The sequence below is a fragment of the Kitasatospora sp. NPDC036993 genome, from assembly GCF_055607525.1.
The window spans coordinates 97,417-122,668 of record NZ_JBVJRP010000016.1 but is presented as its reverse complement, the minus strand read 5'-3'; the positions used below and the strand labels follow the sequence as shown (position 1 = coordinate 122,668).

The window sequence follows — 25,252 nt, the reverse complement described above, 5'->3', positions numbered from 1 at the left end:
GAACGGGTGAGCGGCCGGAGTCCGTGCGAACCGCACACCCGCTGGTCAGGCCTTGACCGGCGCCGCGTCCAGCTTGGCGACCAGTGCGGTCACCTTTCGGGCGATGTCCGGAGCGTTCAGGCCGATCTCGGCCAGGATCTCGTTCCGGCTGGCGTGGTCCAGGAACTCCTGCGGGATTCCGAAGTCCCGCACCGGCAGATCCACGTCCGCGTCCCGCAGCGCCTGCGCCACGGCGGCGCCGACGCCGCCCACCCGGCCGTTGTCCTCGATCGTGACGACCACCCGGTGCTCGGCGGCCAGGCCCGGCAGGGCCGCGTCCACCGGCTTGACCCAGCGCGGGTCCACCACGGTGGCGGTGATGCCCTGGGCGGCCAGCAGGTCGGCGACCTCCAGGCTGGTGGTGGCCATCGCGCCGACCGAGACGATCAGCACGTCGGCGCGGTGGGCGCCGGAGGGCTCCTCGGCGGTGCGCAGCAGGTCCATGCCGCCGACCCGGCCGACCGCGGGGACGGCCGGGCCGACCGTGCCCTTGGAGTAGCGGACCACGGTCGGGGCGTCCTTGACCTCGACGGCCTCGCGCAGCTGGGCGCGGACCTGGTCGGCGTCGCGCGGGGCGGCCAGCCGCAGGGTCGGGACGACCTGGAGGATCGACATGTCCCACATGCCGTTGTGCGAGGCGCCGTCGGTACCGGTGACGCCCGCCCGGTCCAGCACGAAGGTGACGCCCAGCTTGTGCAGGGCGACGTCCATCAGGACCTGGTCGAAGGCCCGGTTCAGGAAGGTCGCGTAGACCGCGAAGACCGGGTGCAGACCGTTGGTGGCCAGGCCGGCGGCGCTGGTGACGGCGTGCTGCTCGGCGATGCCGACGTCGAAGATGCGGTCCGGGAAGGCCTTGGCGAACGGGGCCAGGCCCACCGGGTGGAGCATGGCGGCGGTGATGCCGACGATGTCCTCGCGCTCGTGGCCGAGCGCGACCATCTCCTCGGCGAAGACCGAGGTCCAGTCCTTGCCCGCGCTCTTGATCGGCAGGCCGGTCTCCGGGTGGATCACGCCGACCGCGTGGAAGCGGTCCTCGTCGTTGTTCTCGGCGGCGTGGTAGCCGCGGCCCTTCTCGGTGAGGCAGTGCACGATCACCGGGCCGCCGAAGCCGCGCGCCTTGGTCAGCGCGGACTCCAGGGCGGTCAGGTCGTGGCCGTCGATCGGGCCGATGTACTTGAGGCCGAGGTCCTCGAACATGCCCTGCGGGGCGATGAAGTCCTTGAGGCCCTTCTTGGCGCCGTGCAGCGTCTCGAACAGCTGCTGGCCGACCACCGGGGTGCGCTGGAGCGCGTCCTTGCCCCAGGAGAGGAAGCGCTCGTAGCCCTGGGTGGTGCGCAGGGTGGCGAGGTGGTTGGCCATGCCCCCGATGGTCGGGGAGTACGAGCGCTCGTTGTCGTTGACGACGATGACGACCGGGCGGTCCTTGTCGTCGGCGATGTTGTTGAGCGCCTCCCAGGCCATGCCGCCGGTGAGCGCGCCGTCGCCGATCACCGCGACGACCGGGTCGTTCTTGCCCAGCACCTGGTTGGCCTTGGCCAGGCCGTCGGCGTACGAGAGCACGGTGGAGGCGTGCGAGTTCTCGATCACGTCGTGCTCGGACTCGGCGCGGGACGGGTAGCCGGAGAGGCCGCCCTTCGTCCGCAGCCGCGAGAAGTCCTGGCGGCCGGTGAGCAGCTTGTGGACGTAGCTCTGGTGGCCGGTGTCGAAGAGGATGCGGTCGCGCGGCGAGTCGAAGACCCGGTGCAGCGCGATGGTGAGCTCCACCACGCCGAGGTTGGGGCCGAGGTGGCCGCCCGTCTTCGAGACCTCGGTCACCAGGAAGGTCCGGATCTCCTGGGCCAGCGCGGCCAGCTGTCCGGGCGTGAGCCGGTCGAGATCGCGCGGTCCCCGAATGCGGGTCAGCAGGGCCACCCGTTCCTCCTCGTTCAGTGTTCGCGGACCACGGACGGTCCGACGGGCGTCGCTGCCCGGTCCGGCGGCACGCCGACGCTCGCGGCCGGTGCCGACCGGTCGAGTCTAATGTCCGCCTCCCGGACACCGAGCGGCGCGCCCGGTGCCGCCGTTCGGTTACCGCCATTCCGGGAGGTCGGGCAGGGGATGTGAGTCACATCAAGTTGACGCACAGGTGTTTGATCACGCTTATTTATTCGGGATCGACCAGTCAGGATCGACTATTCGAGATCGACCGTTCAGGAGTGATTGTTCAGGGGTGACTGTTCAGGGGTGACTGTTCGGGTCGGACCCCGCGGCGGTGCCGGACGACGGTGTCAGGCCCGGCCGAGGGCGCCGGACTCCCCCATCTCGCTCATCACCAGGGCCAGCGCGCCGAGCACCTCGGCCCGGCCGCCGAGAGTGCCGGGGACGATCGAGAGCTGACGGGCGGCGCTGGGGATCGCGTAGCGGGCCACCGAGTCCCGGATCGGGGCGAGCACCAGCTCACCGGCCTCGGCGAGGTCCCCGCCGAGGATCACCCGGCGGGGGTTCAGCAGGTTGCACAGGGTGGCGACGCCGGTGCCGATCTGCCGGCCGGCGTCGGCGATCACCCGACGGCAGCCGAGGTCGCCCTGGTGGGCCAGCTCGACCACCCGGGTCAGGCTGAGGCCCTGGCCGAGGGTGGGGGCGAGCAGGGAGAGCAGGTAGCGGGAACCGACGAAGGTCTCCAGGCAGCCGCGGTTGCCGCAGCGGCAGACCGGCCCGGCCTCGTCCAGGGTGATGTGCCCGATCTCACCCGCGGTGCCGCCGGGGCCGCGGTAGATCTGGCCGTTCACCACCAGTCCCGCGCCGACACCGCTGGCGACCTTGATGTACGCGAGGTCGCTCAGTCCGCGGCCGGCGCCCCAGACCAGCTCGCCGAGCGCGCCCAGGTTGGCGTCGTTGTCCACGTGAACCGGCATGCCGAGCCGCTCGCCCAGCTCCCGGCCGGGGGCGACGCCCGTCCAGCCGGGCAGGATCGCGGTGGAGCCGAGCGCGCCGGTCTCCACGTCGATCGGTCCCGGTACGCCGAGGCCGACGCCGATCACCTTCTCCGGGCGGAACCCGGCCTGCGCCAGCAGCCGCTCGACCATCGCCTCGGCCCGGTCGAAGCCCTGCTGGGCGGAGACGTCCACGTCGATCGGCGCGCTCTCCTCGGCCAGCACCCGGTGGGCCAGGTTTCCGACCGCGACGCGCAGGTGGGTGTGGCCGAAGTCGATGCCGACCACGATCCCGGCGTCCCCGCTGAGCGAGACGCTGCGGGCGCGCCGGCCGCCGGAGGAGGTGTCGGCGACCACGACGGTGCCGCTCTCCTTCAGCTCCCGCACGATGTTGGACACGGTGGCCGCGGACAGGCCGGTGCCGCGGGCGATCTCGGCCTGGGTCAGCGATCCGGCCATCCGCACCGCGCGGAGCACCCGTTCCAGGTTCGCCCGGTGCAGGGACGACTGCGAGCCCGGTGTGTCCGTCGGCATGATCCACCCTCCCAGGGCGGGGACCCCTCCGCCGGGCGTCCCCTTCAACTCCTGAAGGGTAAGGCCCGGGGGCCTGGCCGGAGATCCCGGCCGGGGCGGGCGGATGCACACGGGGCACGGGGGGCGCGCGGACGGGCGCGGGCAGGGACGCGGGGCGCGGAGGTGGGGGCGCGGTGGCCGACGGGTGAAGGTGTTGCACGGCCCGGGCCTGCGAGGACGGGGTCCGACGGTCCTGGCGGCAGCCGAAAACGGCACACCACTACCATGGTGTCCAATTCTCACCCGTCCCTCCCGGAACCGTGGACGGCACCGACGGGGGACTCTTCCAGACATGACGGGGAATCAGATGGCAGGGGATCACCCTACGCCGGGGGCAGGCGAAACGCCCGGCAACGGTCCGCAGGACAACCGGGGCGTCTCGTTCGGGCGCCCGCCAGGCAGCGGGGTGGATCCGGCCGCCGTCGCGGACCAGATGACTCAGCTCGACGGCGCCGCCGTCCCCGGGCAGGCCGCGCCCGCGGGCCCGCCGCCGGCACCGCCCGCGCAGCCGCCCGCCCAGCCGCCGGTCGGCAGCCCGGAGTACACGGCCTACGCGCCGACCGCGACCGGGTTCCCCAGCCAGGCCCCGCCGCCGCCCGGCGCCGCACCGGTCGGCCCGTACGACCCGGTCCCCGGGTACGGCGCCCCGGACCCCGGGCAGGCCTACAACGCCGGCGGCTACAACTACCCGCAGCAGCCCGGCTACGGCTACCCGGGTGCGCCCGTCGCGCCCAAGCAGCGCAACCCCGTGATGCTCTGGGGCGGGATCATCGGCGGTGTGCTGGCGGTCTCGATCGCGGTCGCCCTGGTCGTCCTGCTGAAGGGCAACGACCCGGAGCCCGACCCCGCGCCGGGCCCGATCAGCAGCGGCACCGGCGGCACCAGCGGATCCACCGACACCGGCGGGACCAGCACCAGCCCCAGCCCCACCACCAGCCCCGGCTCCAAGGGCTCCACCTTCAACGTCGCCTGGAGCGCCCCCAAGCCGGCCAACTCGGACAGCTCGAACCAGCTGCTCGGCGTCTGGGGCACCGACAAGCTCGCGGTGCGCGTCGACAGCTCCGGCATCAGGGCCTACAACCTGACCGACGGCAAGGAGGCCTGGACGATCGCGGCCCCGGCCGGCAGCAAGGAGCTGTGCACGGCCTCGTACGGCGCCAACTCCAAGGGCGTCGCCGCCGTCTCCTTCAACACCGGTGACAGCGACTGCTCCACCGTCGGCGCCGTCGACCTGGCCCAGGGCAAGCTGCTCTGGAGCGTCAAGGTCTCGGCCGACCGGATGTCCTCGCCGACCCTCAGTGTCACCGAGAACGTGGTCGCCGTCGGCGGCAACGCGGTCGGCGCCCTGAACATCGCCACCGGCCAGCCGGCCTGGCAGTACCAGCCCCGCGACAAGGACTGCACCCTGCGCGGCAAGGCGGCCGGCACCCAGATCGCGGTCAGCGACCGCTGCTACGGCACCAGCGGCCCGAAGTCGCAGCTGGTCATCGTCAACGCCGAGACCGGCAAGGCGGCCAGCACCCCGATCACCCTCACCGGCAGCATCGAGGAGGTCGACTCGGTCGTCCAGGACAAGCCGCTGGTGCTGCTGATGTCCAGCGGTCCGCAGGGCGACTACGTCCTGCCGTTCGACAAGGACAACAAGCCGGGCAACCAGATGTCCGTCAAGGAGCCCGGTTCGGACAGCCTGCGCCTGTCCGGCCAGGACGAGGCCGTGACCCGGAACGTGGTCAGCGGCACCACGCTGTACGTCCAGGTGAGCGGCAGCAAGCCGGGCATCAACGCCTACGACCTGAACACCGGCAAGCGCCTGTGGGCGGCCACCTCAGGCTCGGCGAGCAACGACATGCGCCTGGTGGCCGGGACCGACAAGGACGGCAAGGTCCGCGCGGTCGTCGACCAGGGCTACAACAAGCCGGCCCGGCTGGTGACGCTCTCGCCGGCCGACGGCTCGCTGTCCGACCTCGGCACCATGGCGATGCCCAGCAGCATGAGCATCGGCAGCAGCACCTCCGAGTACCTCGTCTCGGACGACGGCGCCGCGGTCTACGCGTTCCGCCGCTACAGCGCCAGCGAAGGCCCGCTGACCAAGTGGAAGAAGTGACGCCGGGGGCGTGACCCTCGTCGCGACCCACGCGGGCGGGGCGGGAACGGGCAATTCGCCCGGGCCCGCCCCGCCTGTGATTTTCCGGCGGGTCCGTACGTTGGACATGCGAGGATTCGGACCATCAGTCTGACAAAGGAGTGCAGCGAGTGCCCGGCACAAACCTGACCCGTGAGGAGGCCCGCACCCGGGCCGACCTCCTCCGCGTGGACGCGTACGACATCGAGCTCGACCTCGGTTCGGCCCGCGACGGCGGCACCTTCCGGTCCACCACCGTGGTCCGGTTCACCGCCACCACCCCCGGCGCGGAGACCTTCATCGACCTCGTCGCCCCGAGCGTCGAGGAGATCACCCTCAACGGCGTGCGGCTCGACCCGGCGAGCTTCGCCGACAGCCGCATCCCGCTGCCGGACCTGGCGGCCGAGAACGAGCTGCGGGTCGTCGCGAACTGCGAGTACACCAACACCGGTGAGGGCCTGCACCGGTTCGTCGACCCGGTCGACGGCGAGACCTACCTGTACACCCAGTTCGAGGTGCCGGACGCCCGCCGGGTCTTCGCCAACTTCGAGCAGCCCGATCTGAAGGCCGCGTTCGCGTTCACCGTGACCGCGCCCGACGGCTGGGTCGTGGTCTCCAACTCGCCGACCCCGGAGCCGGCCGGCGAAGGCGACACCCGGGTCTGGACGTTCGAGCCCACCGGCCGGATCTCCAGCTACATCACCGCGCTCGTCGCCGGCCCGTACGTCGGGGTCTTCGACACCTACGAGAACGGCGAGCAGAAGGTGCCGCTGGGCGTCTACTGCCGGCCGTCGCTGCGCGAGTTCCTGGACCCGGAGGCGATCTTCGAGGTCACCAAGCAGGGCTTCGACTACTTCCAGGAGAAGTTCGACTTCCCCTACCCGTTCGCCAAGTACGACCAGCTCTTCGTCCCGGAGTTCAACGCCGGCGCGATGGAGAACGCGGGCGCCGTCACCCTGCGCGACCAGTACGTGTTCCGCTCCAAGGTGACCGACGCCTCGTACGAGGCCCGCGCCGCGACGATCCTGCACGAGCTCGCCCACATGTGGTTCGGCGACCTCGTCACCATGGAGTGGTGGAACGACCTCTGGCTGAACGAGTCCTTCGCGACCTACGCCGAGGCGGTCTGCCAGGCCGAGGCCCCCGGCTCCAGGTGGCCGCACTCCTGGACCACGTTCGCCAACCAGATGAAGACCTGGGCGTACCGGCAGGACCAGCTGCCGTCCACCCACCCGATCATGGCGGACATCAACGACCTGGAGGACGTCCAGGTCAACTTCGACGGCATCACCTACGCCAAGGGCGCCTCGGTGCTCAAGCAGCTGGTGGCGTACGTCGGCCAGGACGCCTTCTTCCAGGGCGTGCAGGCCTACTTCAAGCGCCACGCCTGGGGCAACACCCGCCTCAGCGACCTGCTCGGCGCCCTGGAGGAGGCCAGCGGCCGCGACCTCAAGGCCTGGTCCAAGGCCTGGCTGGAGACCGCCGGCATCAACGTGCTGCGGCCCGCCGTCACCGTCAACACCGACGGCGACATCGAGTCCTTCGCGGTGCTCCAGGAGGCCCCCGCGCTGCCCGCCGGCGCCAAGGGCGAGGCCGTGCTGCGGCCGCACCGCATCGCGATCGGCCTGTACGAGCTGAACGGTGACGCCCTGGTGCGCACCGACCGGATCGAGCTGGACCTCGACGGCGCGCGCACCGAGGTGCCCGAGCTGGTCGGCCGGCACCGCCCGGCCGTCGTGCTGCTGAACGACGACGACCTCTCGTACGCCAAGATCCGGCTGGACGAGGACTCGATGGCCGTCGTCACCGAGCACCTCGGCGGCTTCACCGAGTCGCTGCCGCGCGCGCTGTGCTGGGCCTCCGCCTGGGACATGACCCGCGACGGCGAGCTGGCCGCCCGCGACTACGTGTCGCTGGCGCTGTCCGGCATCGGGCGCGAGAGCGACATCGGCGTGGTGCAGTCCGTGCAGCGTCAGGTCAAGCTCGCCCTCGACGTCTACACCGACCCGCAGTGGCGCGAGCAGGGCCTCGACCGCTGGGCCGCCGCCACCGAGGAGCACCTGCGGGCCGCCGAGCCCGGCAGCGACCACCAGCTGGCCTGGGCCCGCACCCTCGCCTCGGTCGCCCGCACGGACGGTCAGCTCGGGCTGCTCGCCGGGCTGCTGGACGGCTCGGTCGAGATCAAGGGCCTCGCGGTGGACACCGAGCTGCGCTGGGCCCTGCTCGGCCGGCTCGCCGCCACCGGCCGGGCCGGCGAGGAGCTGATCGCCGCCGAGCTGGAGCGGGACAACACCGCGGCCGGCCAGGAGCACGCGGCCACCTGCCGCGCCGCCCGGCCGACCGCCGAGGCCAAGGCGGAGGCCTGGGCGTCGGTGGTGGAGTCCGACAAGCTGACGAACTATGTGCAGGAGGCCGTCATCGTCGGCTTCCAGCAGTACGACCAGCGCGAGCTGCTGGCGCCGTACGCGGAGAAGTACTTCGCGGCGGTGAAGGACGTCTGGGAGAGCCGCAGCCACGAGATCTCGCAGCAGATCATCGTCGGGCTGTACCCGTCCCTGCAGGTGACGCAGGGGACGCTGGACGCGACCGACGCGTGGCTGGCCTCGGCCGAGCCGGCGCCGGCGCTGCGGCGCCAGGTGGTCGAGGCGCGGGCGGGCATCGAGCGCGCGCTGAAGGCCCAGGCGGCCGACCGTGCGGCGGGGGCCCGCTGACGGTCCGCGGACCAAGCCCGAAGGGGCGCCGGACGGGATCGTCCGGCGCCCCTTCGGGGTCGTGCGGGTCCTGGTGGACGTGGAACGTCCCGGTGGACGTCGTGCGGGTCCGGCCGGACCCGCCGGTTACTTCTTCTTGCCCTTGCCGCCGTACGGCAGGCCGGCCAGACCGGCGATCACCGCGAAGGCGACGAGCGGGAGAAATACGTACAGGCCGAGGGTCTCACCGACACTCAGGCCGGACCCCGGGTCGTCACCGTCGTCCCGGGTGAAGGCCATGGCGGGCGACGACAGCAGCATCATCAGCGTGACCGTTGCGGAGACCGCGCCGGCTCGCAAAGCGTTCCTCTTGTCCACGTTTCCAACTTACCCGCCGCTTACGGGGGCGCGCGCGTCGGGGTCGGCCCGAGGAGGCGGGAGCGCCCGCGGCGGGCCGACGGCGACGGACGGGGCCGGGGACGGCGCGCGCGTCGGGTCCGAGGGCGGTGCGCACCCGGCGGGGCCGGCCCCTCCCGGTCAACGGGCGGGCCCGCGGGAACCGGGCGGGGCCAGGAGGTGGGCGAGCAGGCCCGCGGCGGGGGTGGCGGCGAGGCGTTCGAGGGTGACCGGGTCGCCGGCGCCGTCCGCGACCGGCAGGCGCCAGTTCGGGTACTGGTCCCAGGTGCCGGGCAGGTTCTGCGGACGCGGGTCGCCGACCAGGTCGGGCAGCCAGACGCCGACCAGCTCGGCCGGGGTCGCCCGCAGGAAGCGGTACAGCACGGACGCCGTCAGCGGCTCGCCCGGCCGGAGCAGGCCCAGCCCGGCCAGCTCGGCCCGCCAGTCGGCCAGCTCCGTCGCCGCCTCCTCCTGCTCCTCCCCCAGCGGCCTGGCCAGCAGGCCCAGCCGGTGCCGCAGCTCGACGTGCTCGCCGGAGAGCCTGGCCGCGGTGCTGGGCAGGTCGTGGGTGGTGAGGGTGGCCAGGCAGCCGGGCCGCCAGCGGTCCGGGGCGAGGATCGCGCCGTCGCCCTGCCAGTCCCGCTCGAACCAGAGGACGGAGGTGCCGAGCACCCCGCGGGCCGCCAGTTCCTCCCGCACGCCCGGCTCGACCGTGCCCAGGTCCTCGCCGATCACCGGCGTCCCGGCCCAGTGCGCCTCCAGCGCCAGGACCCCGAGCATCGCCTCGGCGTCGTAGCGCACGTACGCGCCCTCGGTCGGCTGGTGGCCCGCCGGCACCCACCAGAGCCGGAACAGGCCCATCACGTGGTCGATCCGCACCGCCCCGGCGTGCCGGGCGGTGGCCCGCAGCAGCTCCGCGTACGGGGCGTAGCCGGCCTCGGCGAGCGCGTCCGGGCGCCAGGGCGGCAGGCCCCAGTCCTGGCCGTGGGCGTTGAAGGCGTCCGGCGGGGCGCCGACCGAGATGCCGTCGGCCAGCACGTCCTGGAGGGCCCAGGCGTCGGCGCCGTCCGGGTGGACGCCGACGGCCAGGTCGTGGATCAGGCCGACCGCCATCCCGGCCTCGCGGGCCGCCCGCTGGGCGTGGGCGAGCTGCTGGTCGACCTGCCAGGCGAGCCAGCGGTGGAACTCGACCCGGTCCCCGAGGGCCTTCTCCGCCTGCTCGACCTGTGGGCCGTCCGGGTGACGCAGGCCCTTCGGCCAGTGGTGCCGGTCCGGGCCGTGCTCCTCGGCGAGGGCGTTCCACAGGGCGTACCGGCGCAGCCACTCGCCCTCCCGGCGCCGGTACGCCTCGTACGCGGCCTGCCGGCCGGGGCCGCGCGGCACCTCGTGCAGCAGTTCCAGGGCCTCGCGCTTGAGCTGCCAGACGGCGTCCCGGTCGATCAGGGCGTCGTGGCCGAGGACCTCCTCGCGCAGCCGGGCGGCGCGGCGGGTCAGCTCCTCGGCCCGGTCGCGCTGCCCGCCGGCGAGGTACCCGTACTCGGGGACGTCCTCGATCCGCAGGTGCACCGGGTCGGCGAAGCGGCGCGAGGACGGGCGGTACGGGGAGGGGTCCGAGGGGCTCGTGGGCACCCCCGCGTGCAGCGGGTTGATCTGCACGAAGCCCGCGCCGAGGCCGGTGCCCGCCCACCGGGCCAGCTCGCCCAGGTCGCCGAGGTCGCCCATGCCCCAGGAGCGCTCGGACAGCACCGAGTACAGCTGGGCCAGGAACCCCCAGCTGCGGCCCGGAAGCCGCGGCAGCCGCTCGGGGGCGACGATCAGCGCGGCCCGGGCCCCGCGCCCCTCGCTCTCCGCCGTGAGCACGTGCCGCCCCAGCGGCAGGTCCCCCGGCAGCCAGTGCGAGTGCCCCCTCGGCAGCTCCCAGCCGCCCCCGTCCTCCAGTTCGACCCGCAGCCGGGCGTCGGCCGGCACGTCCAGCGCGGTGCGCCGCCCCTGACGGACCACCACGCAGGGCGGCAGCAGCCGGGACCGCTGCCCGGCCCGGTGGCGCTCCAGCGCCTCCCGTGCCTCCTGCCGGGTCCCGGCCGCGACCCCCATCGCCGCCAGTACCGCGACCAGCGTCCGCGCCCCCACCGCCTGCCCGCCCGGCCCCGGGTGCCGGGTGTCCACCCCGTACGCCCGCGCCAGCGCCACCAGTTCGGCGGGCGGCGGCGGGGCATCCTGCGCCGGTACCTGCTCGGCTCCGTCACTGTCGTGGTAAGCGGCCACTCGCGGCTCCTGCGATGTCTCGGCAACGCCTGGTCGGGACGACCACAGTCCTACCCGGGTGACACCTCGATCACCCAGAGCGACACGACGGTGCCCGGTCGATCGGCCGCGGGCCGGCGCTCGGGCGGGCAGGGCCCGGGCGCGTCGGTGCGGAGCGCGCGGGCCTTCGGCTTCTGCCGGACCGGCGCGGCACAAGCGCGGGCCGTCGGCCCGGAGGGCGCCGCGGTGGACCGGTTCCGACCGGCGCCGACACCCCGTCCGGCCCCCTCCGGACGGTGGCGCCCGCCATGGCAGGGGCCGGCCTGACATGCGATCCAATCCGGCAAAACGGCCGTAGCGGTCGGTCACGTTGACACCGGGTTGGCCAGCTGGTGGGGTTGCGGAGATGTGGTCGTGGCCTGGCGAGGAGGCTCCTGTGCAAGCCCGTGTGTCCGTTGTGGCCGGGCGGCGGCTTCGGTCGCAGTTGGAGCAGAGTCCGGCGTTGCGGGAGGTGCTGCTGCACCCCGCGGCGATGGCGGCGCGGCGGGCCACCGCGCGGACGTGCCGTCAGCTGGCGCCGCGGACGGCGGACCGGCTGATCGCCGATCTCAAGGGGACGGAGCCGCTGATGGCGTCGGTGCGGGAGGAGCGCGCGGGGCGTGCCGCGGGGCGGCCGGGGCGGCGGACGCTGCAGATCGCGGCCGGGGTCGCGGCCGCGGCGGTGGTCGGCGGGCTGCTGGCCGGGGTGGTGCCCTCGGTGGCGTACGCGGCCGGCTCGGCGCCGGGTGTGGTGAGCACCGCGCCGCAGACGCCGCTGGGCAGCGTGACCGACCCGAAGGTGTTCCCGAGGCCGCAGGAGCAGACGGTGGCGGGCAAGCCCGTCACGGTGCCGTCCGCGGTGACGCTGGTGACCGCGGAGAAGGCGGACCTCGGCGCCGTGCGGGCCGTCCACGAGGTGCTGGAGGTCGCCGGCGCCGGCGAGGTGACGCCGCGGCCGGACGGCGGGACGCCGGCCGCAGGCGCGCTGGTGGTGTACGTCGGCGGGCCCGGCGAGGGCGCCGACGGCGAGACCGGCCGGGTGCTGCGCCGACTGGCGGTCGCGGCCGGCGGCACGGCGGAGGCCGCGCCCACCACCGCGGGCATGCCGGCCGGCGGGTACCTGCTGTCGATCGGTCAGCTGCCCGCCCAGGGCGGCGGGACGTACGGCGCCGTGGTGCTGGCCGGCGTGGACGCCACCGGCACCTTCTACGCCGCGCAGAGCCTGCGCCAGCTGCTCGCCGCCGTGCCGGCCGGGCAGGGGCAGGCGCCGGGCGCGGCCGGGCTCGGCCTGCCCGGAGTCACGCTGCGGGACTGGCCGTCCGGTGCGCCGGTGCGCGGCACCGCGGAGGCCTTCTACGGCACCCCGTGGACCGCGCAGCAGCGGCTGGAGCAGGTCGACTTCCTCGGCCGTTCCAAGCAGAACTTCTACCTCTACGCCCCCGGTGACGACCCGTACCGGCTCTCCCGCTGGCGCACCGCCTACCCGGCCGCCCAGGCGGAGGAGCTGCGCGAGCTGGGCTTCCGGGCGCGCGCCAACCACGTCACGCTCGGCTACGCGATCGACCCCGGGCAGTCCTTCTGCTTCAGCTCGGGCAAGGATGTCGACGCGCTGGTGAAGAAGCTGGACGGGCTGCGCGGGCTCGGCTTCACCGCCTTCCAGTTGCAGTTCCTGGACGTCAGCTACGACGAGTGGCACTGCGGCGACGACCGCGACGAGTACGGCACCGGGCCGGTCGCGGCCGCCAAGGCGCAGGCCGCGCTGGTGAGGAAGGTGCAGGACCGGCTGATCGCGAGGAACCCGGGCCTGGCGCCGCTGTCCGTCCTCCCCACCGAGTCCCACCAGCAGGGCGCCACCCCGTACCGCAAGGCGCTGGCGGCGGCGCTGCCGGAGGGCGTCCAGGTGGCCTGGAGCGGGGTCGGGGCGATCCCGGAGAGGATCACCGGCGCCCAGGCCTCGGACACCGCCGGGCTGTACGGGCGCCCGCTGCTCACCATGGACAACTACCCGGTCAACGACGCCAGCCCGGACCGGCTCTTCCTCGGCGCCTACACCGGGCGCGACCCCGAGGTGGCGACCCGCTCGGCGGCCCTGCTGACCGGCGCGATGCAGCAGCCGGTGGCCTCCCGGATCGCCCTCGCCACCGCCGGGGACTTCGCCTGGAACCCGGCCGGGTACAAGCCGGACGACTCCTGGCAGGCCGCCGTGCGCTCGCTGGCCGGGCCGACCGGCGCCGGCGCGACGCCCGCGGGGTCGGCCCTGTCCGCCGTCACCGCGCTGGCCGGGAACAGCACCTCCTCGCCGCTGTCCAAGCAGGAGTCGGGCTATCTGACGCCGCTGCTCGACCGGTTCTGGGCGGCCGCCGAGCCCACCTCGGGCGCCACCCCCGACCTCGCCAGGCTGATCGAGGCCGCCGCCCCGCTGCGGGGCGCCTTCGACGCGATGGCCACCGCCCGGCAGACCCTGGCCGGCACCCCGGCCACCGCCCAGCTGGCCGGCGAGGCCGCGCCCTGGCTGGGCCCGCTGCGCGACTACGGGCTGGCCGGCCGGGCCGCCCTCGACATGCTGCTGGCCCAGCACGGCGGCGACGGCACGGCGGCGTGGAAGGCCAGGGTCGAGCTCAACGGGCTGCGCGAGCAGCTGGCCCAGGCCCCGGCCACGGTCGGCGCCGGGGTGCTCGGCCCGTTCCTGGAGCGGGCCGTGCGCGCCGCCGACAACTGGTCGGGCGTGGCCGCCGGAGGGGTCACCCCGACCACCACCATGGGCACCGCGCAGGACCACCTGCCCGCGCTGATGGGCGACGGCGTGGCCGACACCTTCTACTGGAGCTCCGCTCCCCCGCAGCCCGGCGACGCGGTCGGCCTGGACCTCGGCGCGGGCCGCCCGGTCAGCGGCGTGACCGTGCTGATGGGCGGCTGGGGCGACGGCCCCGACGCCAGGACCGCCGTGGACGACTACATCCGCGACGGCGTGCTGGAGTACACCACCGGCGAGGGCGGCTGGAAGCAGCTCGCGACCGTGAAGAACCAGAAGACGGTCAGTGCCCAGCTCCCGCCGGGCACGGTGGTACGGGCGGTGCGGCTGCGGGCCACCGCCGCGCAGAAGACCGCCGTCGCGGTGCGCGAGTTCACCGTCACCGCGCCGGACGAGTCCCCGGCCAGCGTCAGCGGCGGTCCCGACGCGGCGCCCGGCTCCTCCTCCGCCGCCGTGCTGGACGGCAACCCGGACACCGCGTACCGGGCCGCCAAGGCGCCCACCGCGCTGGACGAGCCGCTCACCGTCGAACTCGGCGCGCCCCGTCCGCTGGACCGGCTCACCGTGCTGACCGACCCGAACGTGCGCGCCGGCGCCACCGTCGCGGTGCGCCGGGCCGACGGCACCTGGGCGGACATCGGCACCGTGCAGCCCGGCTACAACGAGCTGCCGGCCGGCGGACTGCCCGCCGACGCGTTCCGGCTGACCTGGAAGCCCGGCGGCGACCCACCGGTGGTCAACCAGGTGATCCCCTGGTACGCGGACGTTCCGGCGGCCAGGCTCAGCCTCTCCGACCCGGCCCTGGACGTGGTCACCGGCGCCACCGCGCCGGTGACGACCCAGGCCACCGTGGAGGCCGGCCGGCCCGAGGGCACCGCCGGCGAGCTGCGCACCGAGGTGCCGGCCACCGCCAAGGGCCTGACCGTGGCCCCGGCGGGACAGGTGAGCGTGCCGCGCGGCGGCCGGGTGGGTGTGCCGCTGCTGGTGAGCGCCACCGCGGAGACGCCGTCCGGGACGTACCAGGTGCCGGTGCAGTTCGTGGCCGGTACCACCACCGTCCGGCAGGTGCTCCAGGTGCACGTGGTGCCGCCCACCGGCGGTCCCGACCTGGCGGTCGGCGCGAAGGCCACCTCCTCGGGCGACGAGACGGCGGACTTCCCCGCCTCGGCGGTCGCCGACGGCGATCCGAAGACCCGCTGGTCCTCGCCGGCCAAGGACGACGCCTGGGTGCGGCTGGAGCTGCCGCAGGCGACCAGGCTGGGCGCGGCGGTGCTGCACTGGCAGGCCGCGCACGCCGCCTCGTACCGGATCCAGGTCTCGGCGGACGGGAACTCCTGGACGGACGCGGCGACCGTGGACAGCGGCAAGGGCGGCGACGAGACGGTGCGCTTCGACGCGCCCGGGGTCCGGTTCGTCCGGGTGCAGGGCGTGGCGCGGGCGACCAAGTACGGCTACTCGCTGTGGGGCGTCGAGCTGTACGCCGTGACCCCGCCGGTCCAGCCACCGGTCCAGCCGCAGCCGCCGGACGGCCGGCCCGCTCAGCCGGGCGGGGCGCCGGGCGCCCCCGCGGTGCCCCCGGCGACGGGCGGGGCCGCGGCCAAGCCGTAGCGGCCTCGGGCGGCCCGGGGAGGGACTGGCGCGTGGAACGCGGCGGGCCGCCGGCTCCCCGGTGCGGGGGGCGCGGCGGCCCATGAGGCGCGTACCGACGGTGTGACGGGCGGGCCCTTGTGGAGCGGTGGTCAGGCGGAGAGCGGTTCGGGCTGCTCGCCGCGGCGGACGGGGGCGGGGTGGGCGGCGTGCGCCCGGCCGAGCGGGACCGGGTGGACCGGCTGCTCGGTGCGGTCGTGGTGCTCGTACTCGCCCCACTGCGGGGCGCGCAGCTGGTCGCCGCCGCCGTAGGGTTCCAGGTAGGGCCGCCAGCGCGGGTCCTTGATCCCGGTGCCGATGATGCGCCAGGCCAGGCCGCTTGGCGGCGCGGGTGGTCGTTTCATCCGCCAGCCGAGTTCGGTGAGGTGGCGGTCGGCCTTGGTGTGGTTGCAGCGGCGACAGGCCGCGACCACGTTGTCCCACCGGTGCTGGCCGCCACGGCTGCGCGGGATGACGTGGTCGACGCTGGTGGCGGCGGCCCCGCAGTAGACGCAGCGGCCGTGGTCGCGGGCGAACAGCGCCCGGCGGGTGAGCGGGACGGGCCCGCAGAACGGGACCCGTACGAAGCGGGTCAGACGGACGACGGACGGCGCCGGAAGGGCGCTGGTGGCGCTGTGCAGAGTGACTTCCGAGTCCTCCAGGCTGACCGCCTTGTGGTTGAGGACCAGGATGAGTGCGCGGCGCATCGATACGACGCCGAGTGGCTCGTAGGACGCGTTGAGGACCAGGACATGCGGCACGGATGCCTCCTTGGACGCCTGCGGCGCGTGGCTCGCGCCGGGACGAGCGGTTGTATCGCGCCACTCGTGCGCGATCTCCCCAGTGTCGCCTTAGGCCTTTGTACGGCGCCACCACTCCTGTGTAACGGACCTGACGTGAACTCCGGGTGTGGTCTCTGTCATAACCGGTATGCCCGGGGAAGGTCGGGTTGCACCCGGGTGGCGGTGCGGGCCGCCCCGGTGGCCCTCCCGGGGGACCGATCGGCCGTCCGGAGCAGTGCCCCGACCGGCGGGGACGGCCCGGGAGGCCGGGAGCGGGGGGAGCGTACGGGGGCGTTGACGGGGCGTTCGGGACGCACTGTGCGCCCTCGGGCACGCTCAGGGGAGGTTCCGGCGCGTCGGGGCGGGCAGACGGCAGCGGATAGGCTGAGGCGCACGGTCCGCGGGCCGCTTGCCGGCGGTGCGGGCCCGACACACACCCTGCCAGGAAGGTCCGCACGTGTTCAGCTCCGGTGCCACCGGTCCGTCCGACGCGTCCTCGACGCTCGCCAACCCGACCCCGGCCCCAAGCCCCACCGCGCAGCTGCCCGACCTCGACCTGCGGATACCGACCAGCGCGCAGGAGGTCTCGGACACCACCCGGCAGGCCGCCAGCTGGTTCGACACCCACTGGCAGGGCTGGCTGGCCTCCGGGCTGCGGATCGTCTTCATCATCGTGCTGGCGCTGGTGCTGCGGGCCGTGGTGCGCAAGCTCATCACCCAGCTGATAGGGCGGATGGCGCGCACCTCCGAGCACCAGGAGGAGAGCCGGCTGGGCGGGCTGCTGGCCAACACCGGGGTGGTGAACACGGAGCGGCGCCAGCAGCGCTCGGAGGCGATCGGCTCGGTGCTGCGCAGCGTGGCCTCCTTCACCATCCTGGGCACGGCGGCGCTGATGGTGCTGTCCGCGCTGGGGGTGAACCTGGCGCCGCTGCTGGCGAGCGCCGGTGTGGCCGGTGTGGCGATCGGTTTCGGCGCCCGCAACCTGGTCACCGACTTCCTCTCCGGGGTCTTCATGATCATGGAGGACCAGTACGGCGTCGGCGACGAGATCGACACCGGGGTGGCCTCCGGCACGGTGCTGGAGGTCGGTCTGCGGGTGACCAAGCTGCGCGGCGCGAACGGCGAGATCTGGTACATCCGCAACGGTGAGGTGAAGCGGATCGCCAACATGAGCCAGGGCTGGGCGACCGCCTCGGTAGACGTGCAGGTCGGGTACAAGGAGGACCTGCTCCGGGTCGAGGAGCTGATCCTGGCGACGGCCGAGCTGATGGCCAAGGAGGCCCCGTACGACGAGCTGGTCTGGGCGCCGGTGTCGATCCTGGGCGTGGAGTCGGTCGCCCCCGACTCGGTGGTGCTGCGGGTCGAGGCCAGGACGGCCCCGGGCAAGGCGGCCTCCGTCTCCCGGGGGCTGCGCCAGCGGCTGAAGGCGGCCTTCGACCGGGCCGGGATCAAGGTCAAGGAGGAGGTCCCCGCGGTGGCGGCCGGGGCGACCGGGGTGGTGATCGCGCCCTCTCCGGTGCCGGCCGCCGAGCAGCTCGCCCCGGCCGCGTCGGCCGACCGGGTGGCCGAGCCGGTCCCGGCGCGGGCGTCGGAGGACTCGGCGAAGCCGTAGCCCCGCGCGGCACCTCCCACCGAGGAGCCCCTTCCGCGGACGAGAGCCCCGTTCCCACCACCGTGCGGATAACCGGTGGGGGCGGGGCTCCGTGCTGTCCGGTAACGCTTCGGCATCCTCCGCTCCACCGGCCATTGACACCCCGCTGACACGGCCCTTACGGTCCTTCCCAAGCGACTGGAAAGTTTCCTAACAGTTCATCACGGTTCGCCCGAGGGCCGCCCGCTCCCCGCACGGGGGCCACCTGCGGACTTTCCCGACCAGCCGAAAGAGGAGGATTCCGGGCATGACCAAGAGCACCGCCAAGGCCCCCCTCGCCGGCACCCCCAGCCTGCTGCGCGCCATCAACGACCGCGCCGCCCTCGAACTGCTGCTGGAGAACGGTCCGCTCTCGCGCACCCAGATCGGCACCCTCACCGGGCTGTCCAAGCCCACCGCCTCCCAGCTGCTGGCCCGGCTGGAGGCCGCCGGGCTGGTCGTGCCGGTCGGCACCACGGCCGGCGGACCCGGCCCCAACGCCCGGCTGTACCAGGTGAATCCGGCCGCCGGGTACGTCGCCGGGCTGGACGTCACCAACAGCGAGATCCGGGTCGCCGTCGCCGACATCACCGGCAGCACCCTGGCCGAGCACAGCGTGCCCACCAAGGGCCTGCCCGCCGCCGGGACGGTCCCCGCCGTCGCCGCCGCGGTGGCCGCCGCGGTCCGGGCCGCCGGAATCCCCGAAGGCTCCCTGCGCACCGCCGCGATCGGGCTCGGCGGCGCCCCCGACCCGGTCACCGGCAGGCTCCGTTACGCCTCCCACCTGCCCGGCTGGCACTCGCCGCGACTGGTCGAGGAGCTGACCGCGGCGATCGGCGCGCCGGTGTCGATCGAGAACGACGTGAACCTGGCCGCCGTCGCCGAGCGCTCCTCGGGCGCCGCGGCCGGCTTCGAGGACTTCGTCCTGCTCTGGGCCGGGGCGGGGGTCGGCGCGGCGATCGTGATCGCCGGGCGGCTGCACCGCGGCTTCACCGGCGGCGCCGGGGAGGTCGGCTACATGCCGCTGCCCGACTCGCCGGTCGAGTGGGACGCCCGCCGCCGCAAGTTCGGCGGGTTCCAGGCCCTGGTCGGCACCCCCGCCGTCCGGGCCCTGGCCAGGGAGCACGGGCTCGGCGCGGCCACCGCGCAGGAGTCCATCGCCAAGGCGCTGACCACCCCGGGCGCCGGCGACTCCTTCCTCACCGAGCTGGCCGGGCGGCTCGCCGTCGGGCTGGCCGTGATCGTCGCCGTCGTCGACCCCCAGCTGGTGGTCCTCTCCGGCGTGGTGCCGAGCGCCGGCGGCGAACGCCTGCGCGCGCTCGTCGAGGACGAACTGGCCCGGGTCTCCATCGCCAGACCGGAGGTCCGCAGCAGCGCCCTGCCGGGCTCACCGGTCCTGCTCGGCGCCCTGCAACGTGCCCTGTCCGACGCCCGCGAGGCGGTCTTCTCCACCCACTGACGCTCCCCCTGTCACCTCGTTCACCTGCACCCACCTCTCCCCAACCCCCGAACGCGGGATCCGAGGCAATGAGGCCTGCCCGCGCACCCCCAGGAGGATCCAGAAGTGCACGCCACCACCTCCCGCAGAGGCCGCCGCACCATCGCCGCCCTCGCCGGCAGCGCCGTCCTGGCCCTGCTCGCCTCCGCCTGCACCGGTTCCAGCGACTCGGGCGGCACCGACGACTCGGCCGGCGGCAAGGACGTCACCATCACCTTCTGGCACGGCTGGAGCCAGGAGAACGAGATCAAGGCGATCAACGCCAACATCGCCGCCTTCGAGAAGGCCCACCCCAACATCCACGTCAAGGCCGTGGACAGCCTCGCCGACGACAAGGTCAACCAGGCGCTGCGGGCCGGCGGCGACAACGCGCCGGACGTGGTCTCCTCCTTCACCACCAACAACGTCGGCATGTTCTGCTCGACCAAGGCCTTCGTCGACCTCAAGCCGATGCTCCAGAAGAGCGGCATCGACCCGGCCAAGACCTTCCCGGCCACGATGCTCGACTACACGCAGTTCCAGGGCAACCAGTGCTCGCTGCCGCTGCTCGGCGACGCCTACGGCCTGTACTACAACAAGAAGGCCTTCGCCGACGCCGGCATAGCCCACCCCCCGAAGACCTTCAGCGAGTTCGCCGAGGCCGCCGCCAAGCTCACCGTCGCCGACGGCGACTCGTACAAGCAGCTGGGCTTCATGCCGCTCTACCACGGCTACGAGTCCACCACCGAGCACTACCTCGGCCAGTACGGCCCCGGCTACTTCGGCTCCGACGGCAAGTCGGCCATCGCCACCGACCCGAAGGTCGCCGCGATGTTCAAGTGGCAGAAGGGCCTGGTCGACCAGCTCGGCGGCTTCGACAAGCTGGAGAAGTACCGCGCCACCTTCGGCGAGGAGTTCAGCGCCAAGAACCCCTTCCACACCGGCCAGCTCGCGATGATCCTCGACGGCGAGTGGCGCACCGCCTCCCTCGCCGACAACAAGCCCGACTTCGAGTGGGGCACCGCCGCCTTCCCCGTCCCGGACGACCAGGCCGACACCTACGGCCGCGGCTACCAGACCGGCACCATCGTCGGCATCGCCAGCAGCAGCAAGAAGCAGGCCGCCGCCTGGGAGTTCGTCAAGTACCTGACCACGGACACCGACGCGGTGGTCGGCTTCGCCAACGCGATCCACAACGTGCCGAGCACCCTCGCCGCGCTCGACTCGCCGAAGCTGGTCGCCGACGAGAACTTCAAGACCTTCCTGAACGTCGCCAAGAACGCGCACTCCGGCACCACCCCGCCGGCGGTCAACGGCGGCAGCTACATCACCACCCTGCAGAACCTCGGCTACGACTACGAGTCCGGCAAGCAGGCCGACCTCCAGGCGGGCCTGGCCGCCACGGCCAAGCAGATCGACACCGACATCGCCCAGGCCAAGTAGGCCGGGAACGGTCCACGGAGCTCCCATGTCACTCGCGTTCGGCACCCGCAAGGGAAAAGGCGACAAGGCCGACGCGGGACCGACCGGCCCGGCGGCGCCCGCCGCGCAGCAGTTGCTGCGCCGCAAGCGCCGCCGGGAGGCGGCCCGCACCCTCGCCTTCCTCTCCCCCTGGCTGGTCGGGTTCAGCGTCTTCTTCGTCTACCCGCTGGTCTCCACCGCCTACTTCTCCTTCACCACGTACAACGGCTTCGGCACGCCGACCTTCAGCGGCCTGAAGAACTGGGACTACGTCTTCAACCACCTGCCGACCTTCTGGCAGGGCCTGCGCAACACCCTGTGGCTGGTCATCGTCATGGTGAGCCTGCGGGTCGCCTTCGGCCTGGGCATCGGGATGCTCATCACCAAGGTCAAGACCGGGGCCGGCTTCTTCCGCACCGCCTTCTACCTGCCGTACCTGGCCCCGCCGGTGGCCGCCACCGTGGCCTTCGCCTTCCTGTTCAACCCCGGCACCGGCCCGGTCAACCACCTGCTCGGCGAGCTCGGCCTGCCGGAGCCCGGCTGGTTCGCCTCCGAGGACTGGTCCAAGCCCGCGCTCACCCTGCTCGCGATGTGGGGCATCGGCGACCTGATGGTCATCTTCATGGCCTCGCTGCTGGACGTCCCCAGGGAGCAGTACGAGGCGGCCCAGCTGGACGGGGCCGGCCCGTTCCAGCGGTTCCGGTACGTCACGCTGCCGAACATCTCGCCGATCATCATGTTCGCGGTGGTCACCGGGGTGATCCAGACCATGCAGTACTACACCCAGGCGATCGTCGCCGGGAAGGTCGCCAGCGGCATCGCGGGCGGCTCCGGGCAGCCGTTCGAGCCCGGCTACCCGGGCGGCTCCACCTGGACCCTGCCGCAGATGGTCTACAAGCTCGGCTTCCAGAGTTACAACTACGGCGCGGCCTGCGTCGTCGCCCTGGTGCTGTTCGTCATCTCGATGGCCGTCACCTCGATCCTGCTCCGCCGCCGCTCCGGCTTCATGGCGAGCGACGACTAGCGGCCCGGGAGGACCCGATCATGACCCTTGGCACCACGCTCACCAAGGGGCCGGCCACCGCCGTCCCCTCCCGGTCCGGCGGCCCCGCCGCCCGGGCCGCCCGGCGCCGCGCGTTCCTCCAGTGGGTGGCCGTGCACACGGTGGCCATCGCCGCCGCGCTGTTCTTCCTGCTGCCCTTCGTCTTCGTCTTCCTCACCTCGGTGATGTCGGACGGGCAGGCGCTCACCACCGACTACTGGCCGACCGACTGGAACTGGAGCAACTACGGCAAGGTCTGGGACACCCCCGGCTTCCTGACCTGGTGGCGCAACACCCTGCTGTACGCCCTGGCCGGCACCGCGCTGACCGTGGTCTCCAGCCTCCCGGTGGCCTACGCGCTCGCCAAGTTCCGCTTCCGCGGCCGCAACCTGGCGCTGATGGGGGTCATCGCGATGATGATGCTGCCCCCGCAGGTCACCGTCATCCCGATGTTCCTGTTCTGGTCCAAGCAGATGGGCATGGACGGCTCGCTCTGGCCGCTGATCATCCCGATGGCCTTCGGCGACGCGTTCTCCATCTTCCTGCTGCGCCAGTTCCTGATGACCATCCCCAAGGAGTACATCGAGGCCGCCAGGATCGACGGCTGCGGCGACCTGCGCACCCTGCTGCGGGTGGTCCTGCCGATGGCCAAGCCGGCCATCGCGGCGGTCGCGCTGTTCCAGTTCTTCTACTGCTGGAACGACTACTTCGGCCCGCAGATCTACGCCAGCAACAACCACGAGGCCTGGACCCTCAGTTACGGGCTGGAGTCCTTCAAGGCCGCCCACCACACCAACTGGAACCTCACCATGGCCGCCACCCTGCTGGTGATGGCGCCGGTGATCGTCCTCTTCTTCTTCGCTCAGAAGGCCTTCATCGAAGGCGTGACACTGACAGGGGTCAAGGGCTGATGTCCGCACTGAAGTTGGCAATCGTCGGCGGTGGCTCGACGTACACCCCGGAGCTGATCGACGGCTTCGCCCGGCTGCGGGACAGCCTGCCGATCGGCGAACTGGTGCTGATCGACCCGGCCGCCGAGCGCCTGGAGCTGATCGGCGGCCTCGCCCGGCGGATCTTCGCCAAGCAGGGCCACTCCGCCGTCGTCACGGTGACCACGGACCTGGTGGCGGGCGTCGCGGACGCCGACGCCGTGCTGCTCCAGCTGCGCGTCGGCGGGCAGGCGGCCCGCAACCAGGACGAGACCTGGCCGCTGGAGTGCGGCTGCGTCGGGCAGGAGACCACCGGAGCCGGCGGGCTCGCCAAGGCGCTGCGCACCGTCCCCGTGGTGCTGGACATCGCCGAACAGGTGCGCCGGACCAACCCGGACGCCTGGATCGTGGACTTCACCAACCCGGTCGGCATCGTCACCCGGGCCCTGCAGGACGCCGGCCACAAGGCCGTCGGACTGTGCAACGTCGCGATCGGCTTCCAGCGCAAGTTCGCCGCTCACCTGGACGTCGCCCCGGAGCTGGTCCGGCTCGACCACGTCGGGCTCAACCACCTGACCTGGGAGCGCGGGGTCACCCTGCTGGACGCCCCGGGGGCCACGACCGGGCGCGAGGTGCTCCCGGAGCTGCTGTCCTCGCACGGCAAGGAGATCGCCGACGACCTGCACCTGCCGCAGGCCGTCGTCCGGCGCCTCGGCGTGGTGCCCTCCTACTACCTGCGGTACTTCTACCAGCACGACGCGGTGGTGGCCGAGCTGAGGGAGCAGGGCTCCCGGGCCGCGCAGGTGGCCGAGATCGAGCGGCAGCTGCTGGAGCTGTACGCCGACCCGGCCCTGGACACCAAGCCCGAGCTGCTCGGCAAGCGCGGCGGCGCCTTCTACTCGGAGGCGGCCGTCCAGCTGATCGCGGCGCTGCTCGGGACCGGTGGCGGCACCTCCGTCCAGGTGGTGAACACCCGCAACGACGGCGTGCTGCCCTTCCTGCCGGACGACGCCGTCATCGAGGTCCCGGCGGAGGTGGACGCCCGGGGCGTGCGCCCGCTGCCGCAGCGGCCCGTCGAGCCGCTGTACTCGGGGCTGATCGCCGCCGTCACCTCGTACGAGCACCTCGCCCTCGACGCCGCCCTGCACGGCGGCCGCGACCGGGTCTTCGACGCCCTGCTCGCCCACCCGCTGGTCGGCCAGATAGAACTCGCCGACCAGCTCACGGACCGGCTGCTCGCCCACAACCGCGAGCACCTCGCCTGGGCCTGACCCGGCCCGTGGTGCCCGCCCGCCCGGTTCCTCCGGCCGCCGGGCGGGCACCGCGAGGAGACCGTCCACCCCCGGCCGGAGACCGTTCGGCCGGGCTCCCCGGCCGCGACCCCGGCCGGGCACCCGGCCGACGACCACGGCCCGGGCCACGTACGAGCCGCGGGGACCTGATGACCCACCAGCCCGAACCCCTCCTGCCAGGCGTCCTCGCCATCGACGCGGGAAACTCCAAGACCGACGTCGCCCTGATCGGCGCCGACGGCACCGTCCTCGGCACCGCCCGCGGCGGCGGCTTCGAACCCCAGAAGATCGGCGGCGCGGCGGCCGTGGCCGGCCTCGCCCCGCTGGTCGAGCAGGCCGCCGCCGAGGCCGGCCACCCGTCCTGGAACGGCGTGCTCACCAGCCACGTCAGCGCCTGCCTGGCCAATGCCGACCTGCCGGTCGAGGAGCTGGCGCTGCGCGAGGCGCTGGAGTCCCACCCGTGGGGGGTCAGCAACACCGTCGCCAACGACACCTTCGGCCTGCTGCGGGCCGGCACCGACGGCCCGCTCGGGGTCGCGGTGGTCTGCGGCGCCGGGATCAACTGCGTCGGCCTGCTGCCGGACGGCCGCACAGCCCGCTTCCCCGCCCTCGGCGAGCTCACCGGCGACTGGGGCGGCGGCTCGGGCCTCGCCGTCACCAGCATGTGGCACGCCGTCCGCGCGGAGGACGGGCGCGGCGGGCCGACCGGGCTCGCCCGGGCCATCGCCGAGCACTTCGGGCTGCCGAGCGCCGGCGCCGTCGCCGAGGCCGTCCACCTCGGGCACCTGCCGAGCGTGCGGCTGCACGAGATCGTCCGGGTGCTGTTCGCGGTCGCCGTCGAGGGCGACGAGGTGGCCCTGGAGCTGATCGACCGCCAGGCCGACGAGATCGTCCGGCTCGCGGTGGTGGCGCTCGGCCGCCTGGAGCTGCTGGACGCCCCGGCCCCGGTGGTGCTGGGCGGCGGCGTGCTCGCCTCCCGGCAGCCGCTGCTGCTGGACAACGTGACGGCCCGGCTCGCCGAGGCCGCGCCGCTGGCCGAGCCGCGCGTCGTCGTCGCGCCGCCGGTGCTCGGCGCGGCGCTGCTCGGGCTCGACCACCTCGCGGTGGGCACCCAGGCGCAGGACCGGCTGCGCGAGGCGTACGAGACGGACCGGCCGGTGGCCGCCTGACGCAGGCTCACCCCATGCTCTCCCCCGCCGGATCCGCACGTCCGGCGGGGAGGGAAGCGCGGTCGCGCACGCCTCCG

General features: G+C 73.6%; 14 protein-coding genes and 1 pseudogene. 10 read left to right on the top strand and 5 right to left on the bottom strand.

From position 1 onward, the window contains the following. Nucleotides 1–45: 45 nt before the first annotated feature. Nucleotides 46–1,950 carry a 1-deoxy-D-xylulose-5-phosphate synthase gene (dxs, locus tag ACZ7C5_RS29390; protein WP_401089891.1) on the bottom strand — a complete coding sequence of 635 codons (1,905 nt, stop codon included), beginning with the start codon at nucleotides 1,948–1,950 and terminating at the stop codon, nucleotides 46–48. Between the two features lie 356 nt (nucleotides 1,951–2,306). Then, complete coding sequence (locus ACZ7C5_RS29385; RefSeq protein WP_401089889.1) at nucleotides 2,307–3,485, bottom strand: ROK family transcriptional regulator; 1,179 nt, start codon at nucleotides 3,483–3,485, stop codon at nucleotides 2,307–2,309. Nucleotides 3,486–3,957: 472 nt separating this feature from the next. Here ACZ7C5_RS29385 and ACZ7C5_RS29380 point away from each other — a divergent pair, with 472 nt between their 5' ends. Together ACZ7C5_RS29380 and pepN are read left to right on the top strand one after the other, a co-directional pair. Further along, nucleotides 3,958–5,628 carry an outer membrane protein assembly factor BamB family protein gene (locus tag ACZ7C5_RS29380; protein WP_470323789.1) on the top strand — a complete coding sequence of 557 codons (1,671 nt, stop codon included), beginning with the start codon at nucleotides 3,958–3,960 and terminating at the stop codon, nucleotides 5,626–5,628. A gap of 149 nt (nucleotides 5,629–5,777) precedes the next feature. Next, a complete protein-coding gene (gene pepN, locus ACZ7C5_RS29375) occupies nucleotides 5,778–8,357 on the top strand; it encodes an aminopeptidase N (RefSeq protein WP_401089886.1) in 2,580 nt (859 codons plus the stop codon). A gap of 126 nt (nucleotides 8,358–8,483) precedes the next feature. Here pepN and ACZ7C5_RS29370 read toward each other — a convergent pair whose 3' ends face one another. Together ACZ7C5_RS29370 and malQ are read right to left on the bottom strand one after the other, a co-directional pair. Then, nucleotides 8,484–8,714, bottom strand: coding sequence for a hypothetical protein (locus ACZ7C5_RS29370; protein ID WP_188299416.1), 231 nt, complete (start codon nucleotides 8,712–8,714; stop codon nucleotides 8,484–8,486). Between the two features lie 159 nt (nucleotides 8,715–8,873). After that, nucleotides 8,874–10,997, bottom strand: coding sequence for a 4-alpha-glucanotransferase (gene malQ / locus ACZ7C5_RS29365; protein WP_470323788.1), 2,124 nt, complete (start codon nucleotides 10,995–10,997; stop codon nucleotides 8,874–8,876). Nucleotides 10,998–11,487: 490 nt separating this feature from the next. Between malQ and ACZ7C5_RS29360 the strand changes: the two genes are divergently transcribed. Continuing rightward, complete coding sequence (locus tag ACZ7C5_RS29360) at nucleotides 11,488–15,375, top strand: beta-N-acetylglucosaminidase domain-containing protein (RefSeq protein WP_470323811.1); 3,888 nt, start codon at nucleotides 11,488–11,490, stop codon at nucleotides 15,373–15,375. Nucleotides 15,376–15,650: 275 nt separating this feature from the next. Here the strand turns inward: ACZ7C5_RS29360 and ACZ7C5_RS29355 are convergent. Then, a pseudogene (locus ACZ7C5_RS29355) lies at nucleotides 15,651–16,154 on the bottom strand (HNH endonuclease); the annotation flags it as partial. A 478-nt stretch (nucleotides 16,155–16,632) separates the two neighbouring features. Between ACZ7C5_RS29355 and ACZ7C5_RS29350 the strand changes: the two are divergent. From ACZ7C5_RS29350 to ACZ7C5_RS29320, 7 genes are all read left to right on the top strand, one after another. Then, nucleotides 16,633–17,787 carry a mechanosensitive ion channel family protein gene (locus ACZ7C5_RS29350; RefSeq protein WP_401089881.1) on the top strand — a complete coding sequence of 385 codons (1,155 nt, stop codon included), beginning with the start codon at nucleotides 16,633–16,635 and terminating at the stop codon, nucleotides 17,785–17,787. 286 nt (nucleotides 17,788–18,073) lie between these two features. Further along, nucleotides 18,074–19,264: an ROK family transcriptional regulator gene (locus ACZ7C5_RS29345; protein ID WP_401089879.1), complete on the top strand. Its 1,191-nt coding sequence runs from the start codon at nucleotides 18,074–18,076 to the stop codon at nucleotides 19,262–19,264. Nucleotides 19,265–19,369: 105 nt separating this feature from the next. Beyond that, complete coding sequence (locus ACZ7C5_RS29340; RefSeq protein ID WP_401089877.1) at nucleotides 19,370–20,725, top strand: ABC transporter substrate-binding protein; 1,356 nt, start codon at nucleotides 19,370–19,372, stop codon at nucleotides 20,723–20,725. 25 nt (nucleotides 20,726–20,750) lie between these two features. Next, complete coding sequence (locus ACZ7C5_RS29335) at nucleotides 20,751–21,767, top strand: carbohydrate ABC transporter permease (protein WP_401089876.1); 1,017 nt, start codon at nucleotides 20,751–20,753, stop codon at nucleotides 21,765–21,767. A 20-nt stretch (nucleotides 21,768–21,787) separates the two neighbouring features. Beyond that, on the top strand, nucleotides 21,788–22,696 hold the full coding sequence (locus ACZ7C5_RS29330; RefSeq protein ID WP_401089874.1) for a carbohydrate ABC transporter permease: 909 nt from the start codon (nucleotides 21,788–21,790) through the stop codon (nucleotides 22,694–22,696). An 8-nt stretch (nucleotides 22,697–22,704) separates the two neighbouring features. Then, nucleotides 22,705–23,985, top strand: coding sequence for a 6-phospho-beta-glucosidase (locus ACZ7C5_RS29325; RefSeq protein WP_401090014.1), 1,281 nt, complete (start codon nucleotides 22,705–22,707; stop codon nucleotides 23,983–23,985). Nucleotides 23,986–24,155: 170 nt separating this feature from the next. Then, nucleotides 24,156–25,175, top strand: a complete 1,020-nt coding sequence (locus ACZ7C5_RS29320; RefSeq protein ID WP_401089873.1) for an N-acetylglucosamine kinase — start codon at nucleotides 24,156–24,158, stop codon at nucleotides 25,173–25,175. Nucleotides 25,176–25,252: the final 77 nt, after the last annotated feature.